At 43.0% G+C, this 25,686-nt stretch carries 21 protein-coding genes; 10 read left to right on the plus strand and 11 right to left on the minus strand.

The genetic code is table 11. The features are described from left to right. The first annotated feature begins 30 nt into the window (after positions 1–30). The 3 genes from minC (at position 31) to minE (ending at position 1,827) form a co-directional block, all read left to right on the plus strand. The gene (minC, locus tag ACU6U9_RS02220) at positions 31–705 is read left to right on the plus strand and encodes a septum site-determining protein MinC (RefSeq protein ID WP_446733451.1); all 675 of its coding nucleotides are present in this window, start codon (positions 31–33) and stop codon (positions 703–705) included. Positions 706–770: 65 nt separating this feature from the next. After that, a complete protein-coding gene (minD, locus tag ACU6U9_RS02225; RefSeq protein ID WP_446733452.1) occupies positions 771–1,577 on the plus strand; it encodes a septum site-determining protein MinD in 807 nt (268 codons plus the stop codon). A gap of 1 nt (position 1,578) precedes the next feature. Continuing rightward, a complete protein-coding gene (gene minE, locus ACU6U9_RS02230) occupies positions 1,579–1,827 on the plus strand; it encodes a cell division topological specificity factor MinE (protein ID WP_446733453.1) in 249 nt (82 codons plus the stop codon). Between the two features lie 77 nt (positions 1,828–1,904). Here the strand turns inward: minE and ACU6U9_RS02235 are convergent, their stop codons facing one another. Then, positions 1,905–2,192 (minus strand): hypothetical protein, encoded by a 288-nt coding sequence (locus ACU6U9_RS02235; RefSeq protein ID WP_446733454.1) that lies wholly within the window; start codon positions 2,190–2,192, stop codon positions 1,905–1,907. 125 nt (positions 2,193–2,317) lie between these two features. On the opposite strand from ACU6U9_RS02235, the gene ACU6U9_RS02240 reads away from it, so the two are divergent. Continuing rightward, positions 2,318–2,584 (plus strand): peptidylprolyl isomerase, encoded by a 267-nt coding sequence (locus tag ACU6U9_RS02240; protein ID WP_446733455.1) that lies wholly within the window; start codon positions 2,318–2,320, stop codon positions 2,582–2,584. A gap of 69 nt (positions 2,585–2,653) precedes the next feature. Here the strand turns inward: ACU6U9_RS02240 and trxB are convergent, their stop codons facing one another. Next, the gene (gene trxB, locus ACU6U9_RS02245) at positions 2,654–3,607 is read right to left on the minus strand and encodes a thioredoxin-disulfide reductase (protein ID WP_446733456.1); all 954 of its coding nucleotides are present in this window, start codon (positions 3,605–3,607) and stop codon (positions 2,654–2,656) included. A gap of 401 nt (positions 3,608–4,008) precedes the next feature. On the opposite strand from trxB, the gene ACU6U9_RS02250 reads away from it, so the two are divergent. The 3 genes from ACU6U9_RS02250 to ACU6U9_RS02260 all read left to right on the plus strand — a co-directional run bounded on the left by ACU6U9_RS02250 (position 4,009) and on the right by ACU6U9_RS02260 (position 6,874). Next, positions 4,009–4,728 carry a hypothetical protein gene (locus tag ACU6U9_RS02250; RefSeq protein WP_446733457.1) on the plus strand — a complete coding sequence of 240 codons (720 nt, stop codon included), beginning with the start codon at positions 4,009–4,011 and terminating at the stop codon, positions 4,726–4,728. 233 nt (positions 4,729–4,961) lie between these two features. Next, on the plus strand, positions 4,962–6,335 hold the full coding sequence (locus tag ACU6U9_RS02255; RefSeq protein WP_446733458.1) for a PhoH family protein: 1,374 nt from the start codon (positions 4,962–4,964) through the stop codon (positions 6,333–6,335). Between the two features lie 122 nt (positions 6,336–6,457). Continuing rightward, entirely contained in the window at positions 6,458–6,874 is a 417-nt protein-coding gene (locus ACU6U9_RS02260; RefSeq protein ID WP_446733459.1) for a hypothetical protein, read from the plus strand. A gap of 128 nt (positions 6,875–7,002) precedes the next feature. On the opposite strand, the gene ACU6U9_RS02265 is transcribed toward ACU6U9_RS02260, so the two are convergent. Next, the gene (locus ACU6U9_RS02265; protein ID WP_446733460.1) at positions 7,003–7,332 is read right to left on the minus strand and encodes a hypothetical protein; all 330 of its coding nucleotides are present in this window, start codon (positions 7,330–7,332) and stop codon (positions 7,003–7,005) included. A 372-nt stretch (positions 7,333–7,704) separates the two neighbouring features. On the opposite strand from ACU6U9_RS02265, the gene ACU6U9_RS02270 reads away from it, so the two are divergent. Next, on the plus strand, positions 7,705–8,664 hold the full coding sequence (locus ACU6U9_RS02270) for a YbgA family protein (RefSeq protein WP_446733461.1): 960 nt from the start codon (positions 7,705–7,707) through the stop codon (positions 8,662–8,664). 97 nt (positions 8,665–8,761) lie between these two features. Beyond that, positions 8,762–10,813 (plus strand): TonB-dependent receptor plug domain-containing protein, encoded by a 2,052-nt coding sequence (locus tag ACU6U9_RS02275; protein ID WP_446733462.1) that lies wholly within the window; start codon positions 8,762–8,764, stop codon positions 10,811–10,813. Positions 10,814–10,969: 156 nt separating this feature from the next. On the opposite strand, the gene ACU6U9_RS02280 is transcribed toward ACU6U9_RS02275, so the two are convergent. Beyond that, positions 10,970–11,845, minus strand: a complete 876-nt coding sequence (locus tag ACU6U9_RS02280) for a hypothetical protein (protein WP_446733463.1) — start codon at positions 11,843–11,845, stop codon at positions 10,970–10,972. A gap of 546 nt (positions 11,846–12,391) precedes the next feature. Further along, positions 12,392–13,930, minus strand: a complete 1,539-nt coding sequence (locus tag ACU6U9_RS02285; protein WP_446733464.1) for an OmpP1/FadL family transporter — start codon at positions 13,928–13,930, stop codon at positions 12,392–12,394. A 321-nt stretch (positions 13,931–14,251) separates the two neighbouring features. Between ACU6U9_RS02285 and ACU6U9_RS02290 the strand changes: the two genes are divergently transcribed. Further along, on the plus strand, positions 14,252–15,187 hold the full coding sequence (locus ACU6U9_RS02290; protein WP_446733465.1) for a LysR family transcriptional regulator: 936 nt from the start codon (positions 14,252–14,254) through the stop codon (positions 15,185–15,187). A gap of 11 nt (positions 15,188–15,198) precedes the next feature. Here the strand turns inward: ACU6U9_RS02290 and ACU6U9_RS02295 are convergent, their stop codons facing one another. From ACU6U9_RS02295 to ACU6U9_RS02320, 6 genes are all read right to left on the minus strand, one after another. Next, positions 15,199–15,780, minus strand: coding sequence for a hypothetical protein (locus tag ACU6U9_RS02295; protein ID WP_446733466.1), 582 nt, complete (start codon positions 15,778–15,780; stop codon positions 15,199–15,201). Continuing rightward, positions 15,740–16,375: a hypothetical protein gene (locus tag ACU6U9_RS02300; protein ID WP_446733467.1), complete on the minus strand. Its 636-nt coding sequence runs from the start codon at positions 16,373–16,375 to the stop codon at positions 15,740–15,742. The genes ACU6U9_RS02295 and ACU6U9_RS02300 overlap by 41 nt, the downstream gene beginning before the upstream one ends. A gap of 71 nt (positions 16,376–16,446) precedes the next feature. Next, positions 16,447–19,149: a LuxR C-terminal-related transcriptional regulator gene (locus tag ACU6U9_RS02305; RefSeq protein ID WP_446733468.1), complete on the minus strand. Its 2,703-nt coding sequence runs from the start codon at positions 19,147–19,149 to the stop codon at positions 16,447–16,449. 275 nt (positions 19,150–19,424) lie between these two features. Beyond that, positions 19,425–20,789 (minus strand): DUF1329 domain-containing protein, encoded by a 1,365-nt coding sequence (locus tag ACU6U9_RS02310; RefSeq protein WP_446733469.1) that lies wholly within the window; start codon positions 20,787–20,789, stop codon positions 19,425–19,427. A 43-nt stretch (positions 20,790–20,832) separates the two neighbouring features. After that, the gene (locus tag ACU6U9_RS02315; RefSeq protein ID WP_446733470.1) at positions 20,833–22,749 is read right to left on the minus strand and encodes a DUF1302 domain-containing protein; all 1,917 of its coding nucleotides are present in this window, start codon (positions 22,747–22,749) and stop codon (positions 20,833–20,835) included. A 47-nt stretch (positions 22,750–22,796) separates the two neighbouring features. Further along, entirely contained in the window at positions 22,797–25,640 is a 2,844-nt protein-coding gene (locus ACU6U9_RS02320; RefSeq protein ID WP_446733471.1) for a hypothetical protein, read from the minus strand. Positions 25,641–25,686 lie beyond the last annotated feature (46 nt).

Consider the following 25,686-nt stretch of genomic DNA (forward strand, 5'->3'; position numbering starts at 1 on the left):
TGGCTTATTTCACGCACAAGGAACACAGTCATGGACGCGGCCCGTAATACAACACCGGTTTTACAACTTAAAGCCAGCCTGCACCCGTTTACTTTGTTGCAGCTTGAGAGCTTAGATATTTCGGCCATTCATTTCGATTTACAACAACGTTTGGCCAAAGCCCCTCAGTTACTGAAAAACGCGCCTGTGGTGATCGAATTACCAAGCCAGCCTATCTCCCTTGAATGGAGCGAAAGCTTAATCGACACGCTAAAGGCACTTGGCTTTATTCCTGTAGGGTTGCGTTGCGATCAAGATCAGCACTTGGTTGCCGAGCACCTTAACTTACCGTTATTTAACGACAGCCCTAAAACACAAAAGGCTGCCACTGCTAAGCCCCAAGCGGCAAAATTTGTAAAACAAGCGGTTCGCAGTGGGCAACAAGTTATCAATCCCAACGGCGATCTCATTGTATTTGGCAATGTTGGTCAGGGGGCTGAAGTGCTCGCGTCGGGTAATATTCATGTTTACGGCACTCTTTATGGCCGTGCATTGGCGGGGATTAACGGCAACACAAATGCCAGCATCACCTGCCTAAAGCTCGAAAGTGAACTATTGGCCATCGCTGGGCAATATCAAGTGAGCGATGATTTAACCAGTGAGAATTGGAAAAAAAATTGCCATATACATCTTAAAGACGAACGCTTGATTATAGAAAGCGTTTAATAAATACTCACCAGACAATAATTAATAAAAGCAGGTTTTTTCACTGCTTAAGCGAGTGCAAGCACATGTCTAAAATCATCGTAGTAACTTCTGGCAAAGGTGGTGTGGGTAAAACCACCACAAGCGCAGCAATCAGCACCGGGCTTGCTTTGAACGGCTACAAAACGGTGGTCATTGATTTTGATGTAGGCCTGCGTAACTTAGATCTCATAATGGGGTGTGAACGTCGTGTGGTATATGACTTTGTGAATGTCATTAATGGCGAGTCAAACCTGAAACAAACGCTCATCAAAGACAAGCGCACTGAGAATTTATACGTACTGCCTGCGTCTCAAACCCGTGACAAAGACGCCCTCAACCGTGAGGGCGTTGAACGTGTACTTAACGAATTAAGCCAAGATTTTGATTACATTATTTGTGATAGCCCAGCCGGTATCGAACAAGGCGCACAAATGGCGTTGTACTTCGCTGATGAAGCCATCATCGTTACCAACCCAGAAGTAAGCTCTGTGCGCGACAGTGATCGCATCATTGGCATTTTGCAAAGTAAGAGCCGTAAAGCAGAAAACGGCGAACAGGTGAAAGAGCACTTACTATTAACCCGCTATAACCCTAAGCGTGTTGATGAAGGTGAAATGCTGAGCGTTACCGACGTTGAAGAAATTCTTGCGGTGGACTTACTGGGTGTGATTCCTGAATCACAGGACGTATTGAAAGCATCAAACCAAGGTACACCCGTCATTTTAGAAAATACCAGTGATGCTGGCCAGGCCTATAACGACGCAGTGAAACGTTTAATTGGCCAAGACATCCCTCACCGATTCCTAGAAGCCCAGAAGAAAGGTTTCTTAGCACGCGTGTTTGGAGGCTAACATGGGACTACTTGGATTATTTAAAAACGAGGCACCAAAAAGTGCATCGGTTGCAAAAGAACGCTTACAAATTTTGGTCACGCACGAACGCAATCAACGTAACGGGCCAGACTACCTGCCAGCGTTGCAGCGTGAAATTATGGCCGTGGTATCAAAATACGTAAATGTAGGTGATGACGATATCAATGTGCAAATTGATAATAATGATCAGTTATCTATTTTAGAAGTGAATATTACACTGCCTAATTGATTGCTTATTTTATCTCACAAAAAAGGCCCGCTATTAAGCAGGCCTTTTGTTTTTTAGTCACTCTTAACAACATATCATTAAGAAAAACTTGCTGGGTCAATCCACTTACCAAGAGAGCGACGATCCACGATCAAACCATCAGCATGATCAACAAAGCGAAATACAACCATATCCCCAATGACCACACCTAAATCGGTGCTATCACTTTCATAACGATACTCTTTGCCATCAATGGTTAATTTATGGCGAAAATATTCAGGCTTACCGACCCACTCAATGAAGGGACCTTCGCTGGTGATGGCTTGAAACTCACCTTTACCTTGTTGCTTTTGAACCTTGTTGCGACGAAATCCACCTCGAGCCATGTACTCCCCCTAATACTCATGATCTTTATTGGCAGTTACGACTGCCCTATGGGCGACGCATTCTACCTACTTGAACCTTGTGTTAATAGTCTAGACTGAAAATGAACGGTTCTTAGAGAAACATCATGGACGCAAAACATATATTGTTAAAAACACCTTTGCTCGTCGAACCCATACTGGAAGCCTTAAACCAAGGCGCGGACTTTGCCCAGCTCGCCCGTGAACACAGCGCTTGCCCGAGCAGTGAAAAAGGCGGTGATTGGGGGCAACTTGATCAAACCGTGTTACCGCCCAACATCATTGAGGCACTAAGTGAAGCGGTCATCGGTGATGTCATCGGCCCAATGACAAGTCGTCATGGTTTGCACCTTATAAAACTCGAAAGCCTTTAAACCAAATATTCAAAGCAAAAAAAAGCGAGGCCTAAATGCCTCGCTTTTTTCTGATCGTTTATTAGACGTTTATTTATCTAAACCATCTAAATAACGTTCAGCGTCCAATGCCGCCATACAACCTGTACCTGCTGATGTAATTGCTTGGCGGTAAATATGGTCCATCACATCGCCTGCGGCATACACACCTTCTTTACTGGTTAAGGTTGCATTGCCTTCAAGACCACTTTGCACCTTGATGTAACCGCCGTTCATATCCAATTGACCTTGGAAAATCTCGGTGTTTGGCGTATGACCAATGGCCACAAATACGCCGTCTAGTTGCAGTTCTTTCAAGTCGCCGGTTTGACTGTTTTTCACACGCACGCCTGTTACGCCCATGTCATCACCCAGCACTTCATCTAGCTCATTGAACCAGTGAATTTCAATGTTACCGTTGGCGGCTTTTTCCATTAGCTTGTCGGCTAGGATTTTCTCGCTGCGGAAACTATCGCGACGGTGAATCACATGAACCTTGCTGGCAATATTAGACAGGTATAACGCTTCTTCAACGGCTGTATTACCACCACCAATCACGCACACTTCTTTGCCGCGATAGAAAAAACCATCACACGTTGCACAAGCCGAAACGCCTTTGCCTTTAAAGGCTTCTTCGCTTTCTAGCCCTAAATATTGTGCAGAAGCACCCGTACAAATGATCAATGCATCACAGGTATATGTGCCTTGGTCACCCGTTAATGTGTATGGCTTTTTACTCAAATCAACATTGTTGATGTGATCAAATAAGATCTCTGTGTTAAAGCGCTCGGCATGTTCCTTCATACGCTCCATAAGCGCAGGACCTTGCAAACCTTCAACATCACCAGGCCAGTTATCCACTTCTGTGGTGGTGGTCAATTGACCACCCATTTGCATCCCAGTAATAACTACAGGATTAAGATTCGCACGGGCTGCGTATACCGCTGCGGTATAACCAGCAGGGCCAGAACCGAGGATCAAAAGTTTAATGTGACGAGTAGACATGATGACTCCTTAATCAAAACAATTTGGTAATAAGGTCGTTATTCCAAATTGCTTTACGACAATTTCAATGAGCTTAGCAGAACAACGGCGGCACTATAGCAAAAAAACCGGTAAAGCTTGAGCGTTTATCACTATATGGGCTGTTCCATAAAAAGCATCATTGAATCTGACTATGACCCTATTAGCTTTTTCTAATACCGCTGTAGCACAAACGTGCCCGATAAAATCCATGGCCGCCCAAGAAATGAGAACGCGTTATAGAGCAATCACTTACAAAAGCCAAATTCTATCAAGCGTTAACCTGTCAATTACCCGAGCTTGCGGGCACCTCAGACCCCAACCAAAATAAAACACAGCTTTATTCTTTTTAGTTTTTGGCGCGTTAATCCTCAGGAATCACCATGACAGAGCACAATCAAAAGAGTCGCCTTGGATCATTACTTATAAACAAGGGCCTAATCACTCAAGAACAGCTCGATTGCGCACTTAAATCTCAGCTCACCAATGGCTTACGCCTAGGTGAAGCGCTTATTCAACAAGGCATGCTCACTCAGCGCCAACTGAACAAGGCATTAAAGAAACAAAATCGTCACCGCTTATGGGCGACCGTGATCGCAATGCTACTGGGGCCCATGTCATTTGGGGCTTTTGCTAGCCAGTCGGCCTCTTCAGAAAGCGACACCGCCAGCAGCTCACAAATGAGCCAATATCAGGGATTAAAAGCACTCGATGATGCCGAACTTGCCAGTATTGACGGCCAAGGCTTTCAATCAACACAAGCCGCGCTAGCGGCACTGATCAACCAAGCCAAAGGTGAAGCAACAAACGATACCCATAAACTAGGCGCATTAGACGAACTCGCCACCCTGCTTAACCCGATTGCGAGTCTGCTGGATGCCGATATCAGTATTAAAGGGGTTAAACAAAACGCCAGTAAGCAAACCACAATTCATAGTGATGGCAGTATTGAATTAGCGCTGCCCAGTGAAATCGAAGAGATTGCGTTTCGTAACCTTCGCGTTAAGGGTGATCAATCTGGCAGCTCATTCGGCGATGTGATTGTGAGTAATATCCGTTTTTCTGATCAATCGAGTGTTCGCGTTCGAGTTCATTCATCATAATTTTATAAATAGGCGCTTATTGGCGCGTCTTTTCTAAATCGATTCAACAAATGAAATAGGAACAAAAAAAGCGAAAAAAATCATTGCCAACTCAATCAAATACCCGTTGAATGGAAGTGCAAGTTCATTTCGAACTCTCAGGGGCTGCTCATACAAAAAGGCCCACGCCTAAAGCAGAACGAAGTCGCTTATAGTATATGCATAGCCTGCGCGTTCGCTAAAAGGAGTGCTGAATGCCCAACCGCCGTCGTACCAAAGCTTATGTTATTGATACCAATGTTTTAATTCACGACCCCTCCGCTATATTTAATTTCGAAGAAAACCAAGTGGTCATCCCCATGACCGTATTAGAAGAACTCGACCATCTCAAGTTATCAAAATCCGGTGTTTCAATGGAGTGCCGTCAAGCCATTCGCAACATCGATAAAATATTAGGCGAAGCCAGCCCAGAGGAAATTAGCGACGGCGTCGCGATGCCCGCTGCTGGTGAAAAACACGGTTATTTAAGTGTCTTGATGGATAAACCCGTACAGCAAAGCACGGTTCTACCCAACGACTTAAACGATAACAAAATTATCAACAGCCTTATATTCCTACAGCAACAACGCCCTAAAACGCAAATCGTGCTGGTCACAAAAGACATTAATATGCGCCTCAAAGCGCGCGGTTGTGGCATCGCCGCGGAGGATTACCATAACGATCAATTAGTCAGTGACATTGATTCCTTAACCAAAGGTTTTCACGAATTCAAAAACAGTTTTTGGGATACCATCAATAAAGTTGAAACCGCCCATGAGCCTGGGCGCACCGTGCATAAAATTGCACGTTCAGAATTATCAAAAGACATTTTTATTAATCAATACATTTTAGATGAACAAGGATTTGTGGCACGCATTTGTGACATGGATGATGATGTGGTCACCCTGTGGGACCGATCACGTGACCACTTAATGCAACAGCAAGCTTGGGGACTCACGCCTCGGGATATTTACCAAGCCGTGGCCTTGGATTTGTTGCTTGATCCTGACATACATTTAGTCAACCTCACAGGCTCAGCAGGCTCAGGTAAAACCATTCTGGCACTGGCCGCTGCCATCGACATGACGGTTTCACAAAATCGATATACCCGCATTATCGCAACACGCAGTGTACGTGGCCTTGATGAAGACATTGGTTTTCTACCCGGCACCGAAGCTGAAAAAATGGAGCCATGGTTAGGCGCCATTACCGATAACCTTGAAGCCCTACATATGGAAGATGAAAGCACCAATGGCAGTATCGACTACATTTTGCAAAAAGTGCCACTGCACTTTAAGTCGCTTAATTACATTCGGGGCCGCAGCTTCCAAAAAAGCTTAATCATTATTGATGAAAGCCAAAACTTAACCCCCCATCAAATGAAAACCATCATCACCCGTGCTGGTGCAGGCTCTAAAGTCGTGTGCTTGGGTAACCTTGCCCAGATCGACACACCGTACTTAAATGCCATGAGTTCAGGTCTTACCTACCTTAACGAGCGATTTAAAGGGTTCTCTTTAGGCGGGGGGATTGAGTTACAGGGCGTACCCCGATCTGCTTTGGCTGAGTACGCCGAAACACACTTATAATCGCCCGTACATTCGCCAACCCTATACAGCTCAACGTATAGGGTTGGCGAAAACCGCCCATTTGACGAAATGCCCTTCTTTACCTAAGTTTTTAGTAGGTACAAATGCCAAGGATAATAAATATGAAGGGAATCTGGCTTTTCTTAGCCCTGTTAAGCTCATCGGCAATGGCAGCTGAAGGCAGTGACACCACCTACGAGCTTACCGTTTCAACCGATAGTACTTGGACCAGTCTCGAAATCCGCGACGATGCAGAATGGGTCAACGCCCCACCGGGGAAGACCATCAGCGTTAACGGTCGCAGTGGCATCAAATCTTACACACTATCGCCTAAAAAGATGCACTTACGCACCATGGGCCGCGGTGAGATAACGCTAAATTTATTCGTAAAATCTAAAAACTCAGTTTTAGGATTAGAACTGTGTAAAGGGAAATCGTCGAGTTATATCTGGATTAAATCGAGCCAAAGCAAGCAGAAAAATGATACGAAGAAGAAAGATTACTGTGAAAAAGCCGCTTTAGTGTTGCAACTACATTAACCAAAACCACTCTCTTACAAACCCATTAAAACCCAGCTAAGCTGGGTTTTAATGCTTATGCGTTTCATTCAGGCATAAAAAAACCAAGATCATATCTTGGCTTTTAGTTAATTAATAATAACAAGCCCTTAGGCCGTTGGAGTAATGTTCTTAACCACTCTTGACGTAAAGTAAACAACGCCATCTTTTAAGTCCGCTACCTCTATTTGGTTTTGGCCAAAAGGTGAAAGCTTCACAGAGCTAATGGCTAGGCCCTGGGCGCTAATTAAGTTACGGTCCACATCATTGAAGTGCGGGTGCATAAAAGCAAAGCTCTGACGCTCGTTATCGCGCTCAAGGGTGACCACTAATTGGGGGTCTGCTAATTCATTACCACGGTAGTAATTAACATAACTGACTTCAAACGAGGAATCGAATTGAAACAGTACCTGTGCACTTTGTTGCTTGCTTAGACTCATATTAATCAACCTAGTAAATGAAACCCTATATTAAATATTTAGTCCGGTTTAACTCGGTTTGCAAAAACAAGCCTCATAAAAACTAACAAATAATTAAAGCTCTAATACTTATAGCTAATTCAGCTAAATTCTTATGACCACCTGCCTTGCTATTCTTAAAATCCTGCATACACCCTTAAAATTGTTTCAACTTCATTAAACACCAAGGCTTATTCACTTAATAGATAAAAAATAGACACAACCCGTCAATTATTGAATATATGGAGAAGTCAGCGAAAAAGGTCCAAATTGCTATGACAAGCGTACAAATACACAGTTAAATAGAAATAGACTATGGTAACCCCAAGATGACCTTCATATTCGGAGTGCAAGATGAGCATTAAAGTTGGCATAAGCGCCTGCCTACTGGGTGAGAAAGTCCGCTATAACGGCGGTCATAAGCGCTCACGATATCTAGAAGATGTGCTGTCTAAATACTTTGATTACACCCCCATTTGCCCTGAAGTGGGTATTGGGATGGGCGTACCGAGAAAAGCGATTCGCCTCATTACAACCTCAGGTAATAATGAATCTGGCATTGAAGCGGTATTAAGCGATGACAATAACGTGCGCTTCACCCAACAACTTAAAGATTATGCCAAACAACAAGCCGAACAACTGAAGGATGCAACCGGTTATATTTTCATGCAAAAGAGCCCCACGTGTGGCTACACCCGTGTAAAGCTTTATCATGAAAACGGTAACCCCTTGGAAGTGTCTCAGGGTATATACGCAGCCGAATTGGACAGACTGTTGCCATTAATACCTAAAGAAGAAGCAGGCCGTTTAAGCGATGCCATGATTCGTGAAAATTTTATTACCCGTGTAATGGCGTTTCATGATTGGCAGCAAAATGTTCAAAGTGCATTATGCCCAAAAGCCCTGTTGGATTTTCATGTCCGTTATAAATACGTATTAATGGCTCACCATATTAAAAGCTATCAATCCCTTGGCCAATCGTTAAGTAATTTGAAATCAAAACCACTAGAAGACATTGCCAATGATTACATTGCTCAATTCATGGAAGCACTCAAACACATTGCCAACCGTAAAAAGAACACCAATGTGCTACAGCATCTACAGGGCTACCTGAAAAATGATTTAGATAAAGATGAAAAACAAGAAATGCTTGCCTTAGTGAACCAATACCGAACCGGTTTAGTGCCAATCGTAGTACCGTTAACATTGCTTAATCATCATATAAACAAGCACACTGACAACGATAATTATTTGCGCAAACAAAAATACTTAAACCCTCACCCTTATGAGCTCGGTTTACGCAACGCCATTTAGTTTGTTGTTTATCACTTATAAACCAGTAAGGCATTCTTTCCTTACTGGTTTTTTGCTACAGTCTGCGCAAAATAATAAAACATAGCAGGATCGCTATATGAATCGCTCTATTTTATTTACGATACTATCGTTAAGTACCATCAGTCTTACAAGTCACGCACAAAGCCAAGACGAAGATGTGGCTGAGCTTTCAACTGTCAACATCAGTGGCAGTGAAATGAAAGGGCCACAAATTACTACCGAAAAACTATTAAAAATTCCAGGTGCCGGTAACGACCCACTAAAAGCAATAGAGGCACTACCGGGTGTTGTGCTTGGCGGATTTGGACCATTCAGCATTCCGGCTGTGCGCGGCTCTAGTCCTAACGACAATATTTACATCACAGATTTTCTACCTGTTGGCTATGTTTTTCATAACGATGGCGGCAGTACCTACAACGATAATATTATAGAAGATTTCAGTTTAAAGGCTGGGGCATGGGGCCCTGAGTACAGCAACGCGATTGGCGCAGTATTAGCAACAAAACTGCGCGACCCCTATCAAGAGCCCATTCGCACCACGCTTGATTTAAGTTTCTTGCGCGTAGGTGGTTTAATTGAAGGCGCCGTTGACGATAACAGTGCGTTCTATTTATCCTACCGTCGCAGCTTACTCGAATTTTATGTGGAAAATTTTGTCGATGAAGACGAACTGACTTTCACTGAAGTACCACGTAACAGCGACTATCAATTTAAATATCAATGGCGTTTAAGCTCTGTTTCAAATTTACGGTTAATTGCAACAGGTGCAAAAGACAGCGTAGGTATCGACTTTGGTCCTGAATCTGATGACCTTGAACGAGAACCCGGTCTTGCTGGCGGCCTCGATGCTGACACCTATTACCATAACCAAGGCATTATATTTGATACGGTACTGGATGGCGGTACATCCACAATACTGGCATTGGGTCGTAAAGAAGAAGACGTTAGTTTTTCTGTGGGGAGTTTGTTTGATTTAGATGCGATTAATTACGAAAACCGTTTGAAAAATTATTATTTCACTCCGCTCAATAACGGCGACACCTTTCGTTACGGCTTTGACTTAAGTAATACAGAAATAGAGTACACCGCGAGTGGCTTGTACACACCTTGTAATGAAGAAGTGGGCGACGAATGTCCTCCTGCTTCACTTGGCGAGCAATTTAATAGTGAAGACACGCTCACGATTAACGCTCTGTATACGTTTATTGCCTATGATTGGCTAGCAACGCGCAACTTAGAAATAACACTGGGTTTGGGCAATAGCTACAATGATTTTAACGAAGAGCAATTACTACAGCCTCGCCTTGCAACGCGCTACTCATTAAACGACGACTGGACGCTAACAGCGGCTGTTGGTCGCCATAGCCAATTTATTCGCGAATTTCGCTTCATTGCAGAAGAACTGGGTAACCCAGATTTAAAGCAACCCATAGCCAATCATTATGTGTTTGGATTTGAGCATCAAATTGATGACTCCATCAGCACAAAGCTAGAAGTGTATTACAAAGACATTGATAACCTAGTTGCAGCCAACCCTGCTTTCTCCACTGCCCCTAATAACAATGCCGTTCCCTACCTTAACAATGCAAACGGTGAAGCGTATGGCATGGAGTTATTAATTAACAAAAATTTAACGGATAAATGGTATGGCTGGTTCAGCGTGGCGTACAGCAAAACCAAACGTGAAAATGAAGATACACAACAAGAAATCGATTATGAGCTAGACCGACCATGGGTTGTCAACTTAGTCGCCTCTTATCAAAAAAATGAAAAAACATCTTACGGGTTTAAATGGCGCTACCAAAGTGGCAGCTTGATCACTCCGATTACAGGCGCAGACCCTTATAATGAAGATGGCACACCAGCAACAGGGGTTCCTGCTGAAGATGTTTATATTTATGACCCTATTGAGGGTAAACCAAACTCGCAGCGCCTATCTGATTATCACCGCTTAGATTTCCGAATTGATCATGACTTATCAACACGCAGCACATTATATTTTGAGGTCATCAACCTATATAACCGAGCTAATGTCAGCGACATCAGTTACAACAAAGACTACACAGAAGCTGAGGATGTCACCTCTTTGCCCATTATATTTTCATTCGGCACGAAGTTAGTATTTTAAATGTAGATTTCGATGTCGGATGTCGGATGTCGGATGTCGGATGTCGGATGTCGGATGTCGGATGTATTTTGTAGGGTGGGCACTGCCCACCGTCAATTGGTTTTGTCGGGCCGTGCCCGACCTACCTCTCATATCAAACTCAACTACTGATATTTTTTAACGGCTCACCCAAGCTTGCATGCGTTTATCCATACTTAAACGTAACATCCGCAAACCTTCATTCATCACATTATAATGTGCATCAATAATTTGCGTACTTAACGTAAAGATTTCATCTGCGCTGGTGATAATATCGCGACCGCTTAACAAATCATGCATAACAATCCCTGTTAACCGTTCAAGCTTCGGCTCACACAATAATGCATCAATGAGCGACGAGGTAATTTCTAATGCTTCTTGGCTTAAATGCTGTGCCTGCTGCTTAACCTTTATTTGCTGTTTTTGTAACTGCCCCATTAAAAATCGCAACCGCATTTCACAGGCGTCATCCATTATTCCCACCACAGCGGTGGATGTGCCCAATGCACGAATTTGCCCCAACAATTCAATAAAGCAGGGCACATCGTTCAACACATAATGACTTAATGCTTGGTGCTGACTCCCTGTTTCGATAAGATTTTCAACTTTATTACCCAAAATTGAAATATAAGTTAAAAGCTGTTTCACCAAATGACTGTGCAGCTCAAAGTTTTCGATGATTTCATCTTGTCGCCACTGCAAATGAACCGTCTGCCAAGCATTACGAATATCATCCCATTGGCGAGCATCAATCACATCGATACACTCTTGTTGCTGACGTTCTAATTCTTTAAAGCGAGCATTCACTTCACGCGCTAACACTCGGGTTTTACTTTCAAAAAATGGATTACCAGCAAGAGCTGCATTCGTTGCCGCACGATGTTGCTGAACAACTCGCACTTGTTCGAATAACGATTTCACTAAATCTAATGCCTTAATGCGCAACTGCTGATTTTGGTGCAATGCGGCCAGGTTACTCATATCTGCTTCGGCGCTGTACATAGGCTGATTCACTTTTGTGCCACTCTAAAAAAACGATATTTGTATTTAGCAATCCTCGTACCAATTCTATAAACCAATAAAATCAGTATGTTAGAGATAGTTCATTCACTCTAAATAAAATGACCGCACTGCAGTTGTGCACAAGGGCATCAAAAGACAGCACAAAATTAATGCGTATTTCGTCTAATCTTTTACCTGCACCAAAAGAAAGCAGCACACCTCACTCGAGAAACCTCACTCGAGAAACCTCACTCGAGAAACCTCACTCGAGAAACCTCGCTCTCATAACATAATGAACCAGTATTGAATGATGATTCAGAGCCTCATGAAATAAAGTTATTCATTTCATTGTGGGAGGGCGCTCGCGCGCGACAAACTTCTATATTGATATCGCGCGCATACCCACAAGGGGCACGCTGAGCGCCCTCCCACATGACTCATCCTTTTAACAATGCCTGCTTGTATTTCTAACACATAAATCACAGGCAAAAAAAAGCGCACCCCAGCTAAGCTAAGATGCGCACAAGAGACAACTTGTTTGAAATGTTTTCTAACTTATTAGAATTTGTAGTTCACCTGAGCAGACAAACCGAATACGTCGATTTCGTATTCGCCCGTTACACTAGCGTCACCAATTTCTTGATTATCAAGATTTTTGTTCTTTTCACTTAGGTCCATTGGGTACATGAACAAGTAACCAGCGGCTACGTCAAAAGACAGATCTTGGTTAACAGTATAACCAGCACCCAGTGTTACCCACTGACGATCTGATGATGGTACACGCGCAGTACGGAATTCATCACGAACTGGCGATTGGTCGTACGCATAACCCGCACGCAGCGCTAGTTTATCGTTTAGCTGGTAAGTACCACCAAACGCAACCGCCCATACATCCACCCAGCGTTCATCAATATGACCGATGTAGCCGTCTTTAAGACCATTAATTTGAGATACATCCGAAATATCAATCACACCGTCGGAAGGGACTACTTTAGTAGGGTCAGCAGGGTGCGGCACCATTGGATCTGTGTTTTCAGTAGCAATAACATCAAACGATTTAAATGAAGACCAGCCCGTCCAAGTAGCACCGGCTTGAAGTAACAATTCATCGTTATACTGATGAGTTACAGCAAGTGTTGCTGATGCCGGAGTAGTTAAAGGAACTTTTGATGCCTGAGGGCGGATATTACCAAAGCTATTAACTGAACCAGAAGTTTTGTCATAATATTTAAATTCACGATCAAACTTAGAATCACCTTCTAGTTCAAATTCGATTTCTGAACGGTAAGTAAAACCAAGTGTTGTCGCTTCGGTTAATTGATAGTAAGCACCGAAATTCCAACCAACACCCCAGTCATCACCTTTTACTTCGTAATGATTTTCAAAACCTGCATTAGCAGAGTCCAATATCGGGGAGTCTGCAGTAAGTCCATTTACCGCTGCTTCTGCTGCCGCAGTCGCTTGTGCATCAGTTGCACCGGCTGCAATGTTACCCGCATAAGTGGCTTTATAGCCTGCATCAGCAGCTGCACTGTAAGGTACTGCGTCCACAAACTTGGATAACAAACCTTCCATATAGACAATATCTAAACCACCACCAATGCTTAGTTTATCGTTTACTTTGTAAGCAAAAGTCGGCGCAATCTCCATTGAAATCAGAGACGTTTCGTCTGCAAAACCACCGCCTACAAAATCGTCTTCGTAGTTTGTTTTAGTGCCAAACGGTGTAAAGATACCAAGACCTACCGACATTTTTTCATTGATTGGGCGCGCGTAGTAGAAAAATGGAATAAACGATTCACCTAAGTAGTTGCCGCCATTTGAATATGGGTCTGTGTCATCTGCACCAGTAATATCAAAGCCACCAACATTTGTAGCTTTACCATCAAACTCACCGTTACCGTTGATGTAAGTAAAACCAGCAGTAAGCTGTGCACGGTCTAATTCAGTCATGGCCGCAGGGTTGTAGAATACAACTGAAGCGTCTTCAGCCATGGCTGCACGGCCAGCGTGAGCAGTACCCATACCAGCAGCAGATTGTTCGTTAAGTTTATAACCAGAGGCCATTGCAAGAGATGGCAGGATGCTCGCTGCCACGATCGCTGATCTTAAAGCTATTTTTTTGTTGATCACGATATTTACCTTTTTAACTAGCTGGAGTACGCCGTAACCAAAAACTGCACGGCCCTATCTTTCTCTATTATTTTTATTATTGGAAAAATTGCGCCGCAGTATGCCAATGGACAAAAGAAGCCACCACTAGAATTTACCTAAAAACGCACTGTTTTACTCCATTATGGTCAAAAAACATACAATCAACCAAAAACAAGTGTACATATGTACCATTAAAAATAACTGGCATGAAATGCATTATTGTTCCAAAATAGGAACAGTAATACATTTTAAGTAGGCATTACCATGGAACAATTTGATCTTAATGAAATTGCCATCTTCGTCAAAGTCGTAGACGCTGGTAGCTTCACGGGTGCGGCTAAATACCTTGGCTTACCTAAGTCCACCGTTAGCCGAAAAATCACTCAACTTGAAGAACGCTTGGGTGTGCGACTTTTACAGCGTACAACCCGTACGCTTAGTCTGACCGATACCGGTAGCGCGTATTACAATCAATGCTCTCGTATCATTGGCGATGTAGAAGAAGCCAATATTGCCGTCACAGAGATGCAATCTAAACCAAAAGGGCTATTACGTATTACGGCCCCAATGCTATTTGGTGCTGAGGTGTTGAGCGACTTAGTGTCTGAGTTTTTACAACGCAACCCAGAGATTCAGCTTGATATTGTACTAACAGACCAGCCGCTGGATTTGATTCAAGAAGGGATCGATGTGGCGTTTAGAGTCGGTCACTTAGCCGACTCATCATTGATTGCACGCTCACTGGGCAGCGTACAAACGGTCACTTGCGCAAGCCCTGCCTATATTGAAAAGCACGGCTCACCGAGCCACCCAAAAGAACTGCAGGGTCATACAACACTGGGCTGGAACGCTCGTAACACGTGGGAATACGATACACCTGAAAGCATTTCCGTTGATCTTAAGCCTAAAGTGCAAGTGAATGATGCTTTGAGTATGCGCAAAATGGCATTAAATGGATTGGGGGTCTCACGTCTGCCTGCGTTTTTATGCGCTGAAGATATTAAAGCAGGGCGACTCATGCCTTTAATGTGCGACTGGTCAAATAAGAGTACGCCTATACACGCACTTTATCCAAGCAACAGGCACCTAAGTGTAAAGGTGAGGTCGTTTGTGGATTACATCGTCGAAGAGCTGCGTTCAGATCAGCCTTGGAATGTGGACTTTTCTGACATGCATGCATGTGACGCATTAAACCGTTAATAAAAATCAGCTTAGCTTTCGCTGATAATTTTTAATAATTTTTTACGCTGCTCGGCGGTGAACTTTACTTTATCATTCGATAAAAACACGCCGAGTTCTTTTATAACATTTTTAAAGCTTTCATCCAGCTGTAAGCCTTTTGAGAAAATAGCGTTGGTGGTGTTCAATCCATATTCCATGACTTTTTCTAGTGCCCGCTCCTGCTCTTCATGTAATGCAAGATTCACAATCACTTCATTAATACCATCTGACATCGTTTCTACAACATCGGCAATGCCTTTCATGACGATTTGGTAACCCTCATCTGTTTCTTCCATCATTTTCTGCATTTTAATCGATAGACTTCGTACCATTTGTTGCTGGTCATGCACCTGTTGTACATTTTCAAGTGCTTTTAAACGGGCATTAGCCCCTTGTAACAACGAAAATAAATTATCCTTAAGTGCACCGTATTTTTTTTCGTTATCAATTGGCATATCTTTAACTAAAACAGATACTTGCTCGTAGTTCATGACGCTACGCTTACCAAAATCGATATAACGTCCGTCATTTTTAAGTTCCCACATAAGCTTTGATTCTAGCTCTCGAGCCATACCAGGACGCTTCCATATTTTTAGTCCCCACTTCACTTCGAAGCTGCACACTGGCTTTTAGTCCGTATGAGTCAACTGCCTGTAATAAACGCATTCCCAATTCATCTAAATTACTGCATTGATGTACTTCTAATAAAAACTGAATGTTTATACCCAAGTCAGATGTATCTGACATAGCAATAAACGCAAGTTCTGTTGCCTGTTTTACTTGTGCCTGCAATTGGTCGCTTGCGATTTTGTTGATAATGAGTTTTTCACAGCGCAGCTCTAACTCGCCTTCATCAACCCCCATATCAATGATATCGTCGCAGCCCATTTCAAACGCTTGGATACTAGTATGATGTAAACTCTCTCCTTGAAGCACAATAATAGGGACGTAATCAAAGTCTCCTTTGTTTCGAATTTCTTTAATTAGTTTTAGTGCTTCGGGACCCGAATCAATAAAGTCTAATACAATAAGCTTGGTATCAGGCTCAAGGTGACTTAGAAATTGGGCTTCAATGGGGTATTGCTTAAGCTCATAACGCTTACCAAGGGCATCTTCTAATAACCTTGGGCGTTCGCTCAAAACAGAAATAATATTTTTGCCGTCCATAATGTCTAAACCTGTGATTATTATTTAGGTTTAGTTCATTAACGATTGTTTGCCAAGTGACACAGCAAGAATCAAATGACGCCAATTTCTCGCGCTTTTATAATGGCTTGAGTCCGGCTTTTAACCCCTAACTTACCATTAATTCGACGAGCATGGGTTTTAACAGTATGCAAACTAATAAATAAACGCTCTGCAATCTCTTGATTACTTAAGCCTTCAGCAATCAGTTTTAGTACTGATAACTCTCGCTGACTAATAATACTGCGTATTTGTGCAAACGCTTGGTTATGATGACCTTGGTCATTTAACTCAATATTACTAAGAATGGTGCGTATGAATTCTTTTTGCTTGATGTTGCTGGGTAACTGTTGATACAACGCTGCCATACCTGGGCTATATTCTATAAATGGCATGATGCAGAAGTTTTTTTCGGCCATTGCAATTGCCTTGCGAAAGTCTTGCAACGCGTTATCTTCTTGCCCTAGTTGATAACGTAATAACGCACGCATCAAATAAATAAAGATGAGCGCAAAACCTTGTTGGTCTTGAGAGCTTCCTTCTAATTTTTTATCCAGCTGTTTGAGTGCCGCTTTATGTTGCCCAGATATTGATTTAGCCCTAACTGCAAACACTTCAACAAGACCTTTTAAGTCTGGATAATGCTCAGGCGACAAACTGTATTCATTTTGTTCTAACAAGCCTTGTAAGTGTTTTAAATTGGCTTGAGCAGTATCTATCTTATTTTCATCTATTAACAAATTCACCCGCATAGTTGAAAGCCAAGGCTGATATATGAACCCAGGTACAGACCAATATTGCAGGATTGCCTCTACTTTTGATAAGTAATCATACGCTTTTTCTATCTGCCCTCTTTGGCGAGCGAGGTTATTTAGCAACACATATCCCATTATGATGTATGAGTCATGGCACTGCTCTGATATTTGGATGCCTTGTAACAATAATTTTTCTGCTTCATCTTTACGGTTTCTTAACCAAATGATGTAGCCTTTATATATCAATAAGCGCCCATAACCGGCCGCTTTATTACGATCGCGTAGGCGCTCTGACAATACGATGCCTTCGTTAAGCAGTTTCTCTGCCAGATATAAGTTACCCTTTACTTGCTCAATTCGTGCCTGCTCATGCAATGCCAGCATTTCTAAATGAATACTGCCTACTGCGCGTGCCGTCTCAAAAGATAAACGGTTATAATGACGTGCTTCGCTCACTTTATTGAGCGTCATGTAAACATTTGACAAATTAAAATACGTGACGGACTTTGCTACATAATCGCTATCGTCTAATTTATCTAACGCTTGTTTGCAAAGTTGAATCGCATTGCTTATTTTACCTCGACACCGAGCAATGTACGCACGGATTGCAAACAATTGTCCTGAAACGCTGTCTGCTATATTCGCGGTACCACCCACTAAAAAACGATCCATTTGAGCCATTAATCGTTCAGCGTCATCCAACTGCTGTGCAAATGCCAATGTCCAACTAAAAATAATAACAAGTCGTGGCGATACCGTGATCACATCGTCTGGTAACTGCTTCTTCCACTGTAATAATTGAGCTATGTCTTGTTCTTCTAAAATTGTTTCGGCTGTGGTTTGTAATAATTGTGCAGCTTGCTGTTTGTTGCCGGCCTTTAATGCCATTTCAACCGCCTCTACAGGGTAACCATGATGGTTCAACCACACACTGGCATTTTCTAGTTCTGTTACACGAACAAGGCGATCACTCAAACTGGATAAATAAGATCTCAATAGTGGGTGTAAATAAAACCAACTATTTTTATTATTGTCGGCAATAACAAGGGCATGCTTTTTGGCTAATGAGTTTAGTAATAACTGGGTATCTTCTTTTCGGTACACTGAATCGAGATACAGCCCACTTGCTTTGCCTAAATGTGCAAGCTGTGTACAAACGGTAAATTCTTCATGACTAATTAAAGGCCGCCACTGCTGCTCAAAGTAGTCACGAATAATTGATTCATCGCCTTGTATTTTGGTCGACTGATTAGCGTCATGCAATTGTTTTATTAGCACTAACCCCGTAAACCAACCAGCGCTCTGAGCATAAATATCGTCTATCTGCGCGACTTCTAATGCACCTTTAATTGAATATGACAACCACTGCTGTGTTTCAGCCTTGCTGAGCTGTAAATCGTATTCATTAAAGTGAACGCATTGACCTTGTCCAACCGCGCGTGACATAGGTATCGGGAGCACAGATGTTGCGGTAAAGTAAATTTTTAAATTAGGAGGCGTATGCTGAACTAACTGCGCTATTAATTCTAAACTTTCGGCACAATTTATATGATGCATATCATCGAGTGCTAAATGTAAGACGTTGGCGATAGCGGACAGCTCTAGATGCAAAAGCGTTACGATTTCATCGATTGGCTTAGTATCTTCTAATGCCTTAAGCGTCTTTTTTACACTATTTTTATCCGCTGAATGGATAGCACAAATTAAATAGGTTAACAAACGTAAAGGGTCATTCTCTTTTGGGTCAAGGGTCAACCAAGCAACGGCTTCTTTTTGCTGTTTCTTTTGGTGCAACCATTGCGCAAGTGCCAGCGATTTGCCATAGCCTGGTGCAGCTTCAAACACATAAAAACGGGACTGGGTATTTTGCTCAAGCTTAGCCATGACACTATCACGACGAATAAAATGCAACGGCAATAATGGCAATTGTAACTTCATTGCCAAAACCCGAACACGACTTTCAGAGAGTGTTTTAACTACAGAGTTTTCAATGGAAAACACAGCTTCGCCTCGGATATTTTTATTATTTTGCAATCAATGGTGCTAAGACTGTATACGCCACACCACTGTTCATGAGAACACTTAGCATTAGCAAGATCAAGAATTGATTTCTGCCAACACCCTGTTGGCGTATTTAGTCTAAATGGCAACCACATACCCATCTGAAGAGCTAATACCTCTAGCTCACATATAACCAAGACTATAAACGCGCCCCATAAAAAAAGCCCTTGCTCTAAAACAAGGGCTCCCTTTTTATGCTAATCAAACTTAATTAATTAACGAACACCTGAGCGACGAAGCGCTGCTGGCGTGTAGTCTTTTTCACTACGAGTAAAACCGAAGTCGTATGGTTTTGCTTCTTCATTATCTAAGCCAAGTGCCAAGTAACGACCAGACTGCAAGTCATATAGAGACTCGATGGTGTACCAAGGTACTTTGCGGTCATAGAAGAAGATGTTGTGCGCTTCTGCTACGCGCCATAGTTCACCACGACCATCGAAGTGATCGATTTCAGTTGCTTGCCATGTATCTTCATCAATATAGAACGTACGCTTACCATAGATATGACGCTGACCTTCTTTAAGAACCGCTTCAACATGCCATACACGGTGTAACTCATAACGTGTCAAATCTTGATTGATATGCCCTGCTTTCACTATTTCATCATACTTCACATCGCCAGAATTTAACTTATAAGAGTTATATGGAATGTATACTTCTTTTTTACCGACTAACTTCCAAGTGTAACGATCAGGCGCGCCATTATACATATCAAAGTTATCTGATGTACGAAGGCCGTCAGCTGCAGTACCTGGGCCGTCATAGGCAACCTGAGGTGCTCGACGAACACGACGCTGACCCGCATTATAGATCCACGCTTTACGAGGCTCTTTCACTTGGTCTAGCGTCTCATGAACAAGCAATACATTACCCGCTAAACGCGCTGGCGATACAACATCCTGTTTGAAGTAAAACAAAATATTATTATCCTGCATCGTTGATGCATCGTAATCAGATAATTTATTTTTAAAGGTAAATTCATCACGGAATTTAACCATTGTATAAGCACCGTTTGCCTGTGGTGTCGCCTGACCCACAACACGACTTACACTGCCACCGCGGTAACGCACAATGTGATTCCAAATAACCTCAAGGCCATCTGCAGGAATTGGGAAAGGCACACCCACGTCATAATTAGCCATACCGTTACCACCACCAATTAGCTTGGTTGCAGTCGCGTTTGCCTTAGTCTTGTCATACACATTTTGCGGGTAAGCTGAAGTACGACGAGTTTGGTAAACTGGCATCTTGTAGGTTTCAGGATACTTTTTAAACATCGCGATCTGACCTTCGGTCAGGTTGGCAGCGTACTTAGTATAGTTTTGAGCGGTAATAGTGAACTGCACTTTATCACCAGGGAACGGGTCAATGTGCTTGTCGCCTACTTTAAAGCCAGCAGGTGATTCAATGCCGCCTGTCCAAGCTGGAATCGCGCCGCCATTACCATTTTTCTCAGCACCCATTGGCGTTAAGTCTTTACCTAAACGCGCCGCTTCTTGTGCTGAAACAGCAGCCAGCACGTTGCCGGCTGCTAGGGTCAGCGCAATGGCTGACCCGATCAAAGTTTTCTTCATTAACATATCTATTCCTTAACAATTATGAGCTTACAAAAAAGTGTAGCCGTTAGAAATTCACTTTAACGTTTAAGCTAACATTGTCGCGATCATTTAATGGGTCGTAATCGCCGCCTTCAAACATAGTGTATTGAATACCACCACTGTACTTATTTAAGTAATCAAAGTTCACGCTCAAACCAAGCTGCATACGCTCATCAATGAACTGGCTACCAGGCTCTGGGCCATTACCAAAATCCATACCGAACGCAACACCTGGCTTCATGTTCACACCAAGGAACGCGTTAGGATAATCTAAGATCGCACGAGCACGGAAACCACCAGATGTCTTATCAACATAACCGTCATTCGTACAATAAGTTGAGTTGATATTAGTACCCGCATCACCATCAAATGCAGCAGCGGTATTTGCTTCATCAGCACCACAGGTTAAGAATGAACCATTACCTAATGGCACTGGATCAAATGCACCAATACCAGTAGTACCACTACGACCATAACGAGAGTCGGCTAAATCTGGTAAGTCTGGAATATGCGTCACGCCAATTTCACTTATAAATGTCAAACGAGAAGCGCCCATTACTTGGTCAAAGAAGCGCAAGAACGTCATTTGTGCTTGTACGACATCCATACGATCAAAGCCGTCAAACTCAGCACCCGCTAATTCAGTTTTGGCTGTTTCTACTGCGGCAGGGTCATTTATATCAAGCGTATTACCTGTTGCTTCTTCATAACGCTGTTTAAACAGCTTACTACTTTGAAGTAAGTTACCCGCTAGCAATAATTCAAACGTATTGTGCTGAATAGGACGGTCTTGCGTTAAGCTAACTTCACCACTAATTGACCAGCCACTATTAAGTGTACGGTTAAAAGAGACACCCATTAACTTAATATCCTCTGGGTACTTAATAATGTACTCAGGGAATTCTGAATAAGGGTTAGCCGTATTGTAAGCACCACCAGTTGCACTATTGATCTTATTAGCTGCAAAACCTGAAATCATCGGCACACGACTATGAATATTCATAAAATACAAACCGAACTCAGTGTCGCCAAGTGCTTCAGAATACCAGCGAAGTGCTAAACCATACTGACCATCATCAGATGGCTCATCAGTACTGTTGTACTTCGCAATAGGCTGTGCGCCAGAACCGTTTGCATAATCATCAAGAATCAGACGCTCATCAGAAGAGCCACCAAGAATAACGGGGCCGCATTCATCTGCAACGAAATCCGCTGTAGAAAAGAAAGTACCGCAACCATCAACACGGGTTTTCTCCCATTCTAATTGATAAAACGCTTCTAAGGTTACGTTATCCGTTAAACCAAACGAACCGTAAGCCATATTAACCGGAAGCAATACTTCTTTTACTTCTACGCCAGGTTTACGTACAGCTGATGCGTTGATTGGGTTAATTGAGTTAATACCGCCTTGAATGAAAGTACTTTCCCCCCAGCTCACAACTTGACGACCTAGACGTAACGATACAGGTGTATCACCCATGTAAGTGTTGTACCAAACAAATGCATCTAACAAATCATAACCTTGACCTGCCGCATCCTTGGTTGAGTCGTTATATGGTTTGAAGTTTGGATCTTCATCCATAATCACCGCATCATAAAAAGCAGTACCACGAACAAAGGCACCAGCATCACCCCATACTAGTTCAAGGTCCATACTGCCTTTTACAACGTTACTAATGAGATCATTTTTCTCATAGTTCAACGTACCGTCATCATAGTTATAAGTAGAACCGCCCGATGTATTCGACACCGGTCTGCCTATCGCAGCAGCATTTGCAGGATGCACATGGGCCACATCTGGGTTCTCTGTGCGCATAGCCACACCCCAAGATAAGCTAGTGTTCAGTTGAGCCGCTACCGGCCCAGCCTGAAACTCTACGGCTTGGCTGCCAGCCGCGCTAAGCGCGGCCACAGCTAGTGTTAATGTTTTTAATTTATTCATTCCAGACCTCTTATTATTTATATTTTTTGTCATGGTTTAGGTCTTAATTAAGGCGTATCAGAAATTAATACAGTCCCGTTACCAATTGCTGGCGCACCTGTAAGTAATAGCGTCACGGTTTGATTCAACATTTCAGCGTAGGCTGTGGCCGAATCAAAATTAGGTGATCCTGTTCCTCGAGTACCTGCTGATGAGAACGTGCTATGGCCGCCTTCATTATATTTCGCAACATACTTTGTACCAGCAGGAGTATCTTTAATGTTTTCAGCACCAATCAAAGTAAGCATCGGATCTAAACCAGTTAGAGGGTTACGAGCCGTTTCTGGTTGAGTGGTTGAACCGTCAGCTAATACATAAGTATCGGCTGCAATCATAATACCCTCGCCTGTAACTGGGACAACAAGGTCACCTGGAGAGCCGTTTTGTAAGTCACCATACATACCAACAATAACAGTTGGTATATTTACGCCCGTAGCACTTAATTCGGAAATGAAGTTCATAGGGTCACCGGAATCAACAGTTGACTGAAATACTTTCATGTAACTTTCAAAACTAGAGCTACCCTGAGTGATTCCAAGGCCAGCAAGGCCTGCGATAACATCAGTACCAATACCGACAGAGTTTTCGATTAATTTAGTTAACTGACCACCCGGTGTCGCTAATACAGCTTTATCAATCGCAAATAAATTTGTATTTGCAGACTGATTATTAACCGCAATAAACGCAGTACCAACAATCGCTCCTAGAGAATGACCAACATAATTTACTTCAGCAGTATCTAGGTCAGCAGCACCGTCACCATCCAAGTCAATGCTACCCAAAGATGCATTTAAATTTAATAGGTCCATTACTGCTTGACGGACATTGTCACGAGTACGCTGGAAATTATCTAAGCGAATCCAAAGGCTGCCCGACCCACCAATACCGTCATCTGAACTATCTGCGTAAACAACTGGCGTTGGCGCTCCACTCAACCCATAAAAACCTTCATGACGCTCTTCTAATTCATCAAGAATAGTCGCATCTAAAGCTGCTTGGCCTGCAGCTGTCGCTGTTGCAACCGCTGCTGCTTTTGCTGCTGAAAATGGTGTTTTAGTTGGATCTGTCGAATGAACATAATCAACGTTCAATGGCAATGCAGTACTTGTTGGTGTGACACCATGATGTGGTAGGTCCATCGCAATTACAGCATGACAAGTCAAGTCCGCTACTTTAATACCGTTAATCAAGTTCCCTGTACGATCAGATGTGAAACCATGCTGCATAATAACAACCGGCCAACCTGCGCCTGGCTTAGCACAACCACCACCTCCAGGACCAGTACTGCCGACCTGTGGTTCAAACATCAGAAGTGGCACAACCGCTTTACGTATTTCCATTGCGAATGGGAAACGATAAGTAACATTTTTCGTACTATCAGAATCACTAGGTGGCGTTGTACCTGCATCTTGACCAAGTGCTCCATCAAGAACACCACCTACTGTGGTATTCGCACTCCAAATATCAGAATACGTTGTTACATCTGCAGCATCGAACTTAGCAGTGTACTGAGGCAGTTCAATAGCACCCTGACTAACCAAAACATCTTCAGTTAAAGGCGTATCAAACGTCGCGGTTATTTGTGCGGGTGTCAATTGTAATGCAGTAGCAGGGGCTGACAAAATTGTTTCAACCGTTCGAGCACGAGGGTGCTCATAAGCAGTCGCATTCGCTATATTTGGATTTGCTGCAGTTAAAGCCGCTCGTGCAACACCAATAGCTGTTGGAATTTTTGCTGCATCTACAACACCAGTTGCATCTATTCCGCCTGCTGTAATGACTTTATCTGCAATTGTATTATTGGTTATCACAGCAGGAGCCCAATGACCTGGATCAGCCATGGACTTCAAGACCATATCAGGATCTGTTGTCGTAAATGGCGCTGAATAAACAATCCCGTCTGCCAATGGAGCCAAGTTAGAACCACCTGCTGTAATAATCTGACCACCAAGTGCTTCAAGTGTATCAATTAATGTCCGAACAACTGCAAGAGATGGTGAAACAAGGTCATTGGTGCCCGTGATTGACTGATAATCAGGTGATGCCGATACTTTTTTGCCACTTGCATCTTTAACTGAACCTGTAACAAAAACTAAGTATTTTGTTTGGCCATCTAAAGGCTTCAAAGGATTAATGCGAATCGTGTTATTCGCTTTGCCGTCTAGCCCAATTACCTGTACTTCATAATCGGTACCTGCAACTGGCTGAGCAGCTAAAATACCATCCGTTTGTGTAGGTGCTGGTGATGGCGAACCGAAAGGTATTCCATCATTTGCACCAAATAAATTAAGCGCGGCAACAGATTCAGGCAAACCAGTACCAGCAGCAAATGCTGAATCATCAGCAGCGGTTCCGTCAGCTTTAGTTGTAGAGAAGAAAGGAGCGATAGTTCCTAAACTTAATGGGTTAACAGAGGACGCATCAACCCCATCAGGTAATATTAAATTCGTTGCACCACCTACGCTACTAGCATTAGGAAGTTTCACTAAAAATACAGTAGAGCCGGCGACAGCTGAAGCAGGGTCAATGGGGTTATTAAACTGCACATCAATAGGGGCAAGAGTAGAAATACCATCCATATCATTAAGGGCTTTTTTAACAGGGTTTCCTTGGTCATTACCTGCGTTAGCCGTTCCATCTGTAGTCCCGGCGAATAGAAGATCGATACCTACCGGTAAAACTGAACGTGCAGGGTTAAATAATGGATACACCTTGTCCGCAGCAGATGCTTGATTTTCGCCTTGGATGCCAGGGGTTTTACCCGCGTTATCTGTTGTGCTGCTTATATTACAGCCTGCAAGTCCCACCAGCGAGGCAGTGACGGCAAGACTTAATAGGGATTTTTTAAGCATAGGAGTAGTTTCCCTTGTTTTTATGATTGTTAGGACTTGCTTAATT

The sequence above is a fragment of the Pseudomonas sp. HK3 genome (assembly GCF_052920985.1).

Excerpts from the sequence above, each read along its gene's own strand:
- minC (WP_446733451.1), top strand. The coding sequence starts at position 31 with ATGGACGCGGCCCGTAATACAACACCGGTTTTACAACTTAAAGCCAGC.
- ACU6U9_RS02320 (WP_446733471.1), bottom strand. The coding sequence starts at position 25,640 with ATGCTTAAAAAATCCCTATTAAGTCTTGCCGTCACTGCCTCGCTGGTG.
- ACU6U9_RS02235 (WP_446733454.1), bottom strand. The coding sequence starts at position 2,192 with ATGGCTCGAGGTGGATTTCGTCGCAACAAGGTTCAAAAGCAACAAGGT.
- ACU6U9_RS02300 (WP_446733467.1), bottom strand. The coding sequence starts at position 16,375 with ATGGACGGCAAAAATATTATTTCTGTTTTGAGCGAACGCCCAAGGTTA.
- ACU6U9_RS02250 (WP_446733457.1), top strand. The coding sequence starts at position 4,009 with ATGACAGAGCACAATCAAAAGAGTCGCCTTGGATCATTACTTATAAAC.
- ACU6U9_RS02295 (WP_446733466.1), bottom strand. The coding sequence starts at position 15,780 with ATGGCTCGAGAGCTAGAATCAAAGCTTATGTGGGAACTTAAAAATGAC.
- ACU6U9_RS02260 (WP_446733459.1), top strand. The coding sequence starts at position 6,458 with ATGAAGGGAATCTGGCTTTTCTTAGCCCTGTTAAGCTCATCGGCAATG.
- trxB (WP_446733456.1), bottom strand. The coding sequence starts at position 3,607 with ATGTCTACTCGTCACATTAAACTTTTGATCCTCGGTTCTGGCCCTGCT.
- ACU6U9_RS02290 (WP_446733465.1), top strand. The coding sequence starts at position 14,252 with ATGGAACAATTTGATCTTAATGAAATTGCCATCTTCGTCAAAGTCGTA.
- minD (WP_446733452.1), top strand. The coding sequence starts at position 771 with ATGTCTAAAATCATCGTAGTAACTTCTGGCAAAGGTGGTGTGGGTAAA.
- ACU6U9_RS02240 (WP_446733455.1), top strand. The coding sequence starts at position 2,318 with ATGGACGCAAAACATATATTGTTAAAAACACCTTTGCTCGTCGAACCC.
- ACU6U9_RS02265 (WP_446733460.1), bottom strand. The coding sequence starts at position 7,332 with ATGAGTCTAAGCAAGCAACAAAGTGCACAGGTACTGTTTCAATTCGAT.
- minE (WP_446733453.1), top strand. The coding sequence starts at position 1,579 with ATGGGACTACTTGGATTATTTAAAAACGAGGCACCAAAAAGTGCATCG.
- ACU6U9_RS02270 (WP_446733461.1), top strand. The coding sequence starts at position 7,705 with ATGAGCATTAAAGTTGGCATAAGCGCCTGCCTACTGGGTGAGAAAGTC.
- ACU6U9_RS02315 (WP_446733470.1), bottom strand. The coding sequence starts at position 22,749 with ATGAATAAATTAAAAACATTAACACTAGCTGTGGCCGCGCTTAGCGCG.
- ACU6U9_RS02275 (WP_446733462.1), top strand. The coding sequence starts at position 8,762 with ATGAATCGCTCTATTTTATTTACGATACTATCGTTAAGTACCATCAGT.
- ACU6U9_RS02310 (WP_446733469.1), bottom strand. The coding sequence starts at position 20,789 with ATGTTAATGAAGAAAACTTTGATCGGGTCAGCCATTGCGCTGACCCTA.
- ACU6U9_RS02255 (WP_446733458.1), top strand. The coding sequence starts at position 4,962 with ATGCCCAACCGCCGTCGTACCAAAGCTTATGTTATTGATACCAATGTT.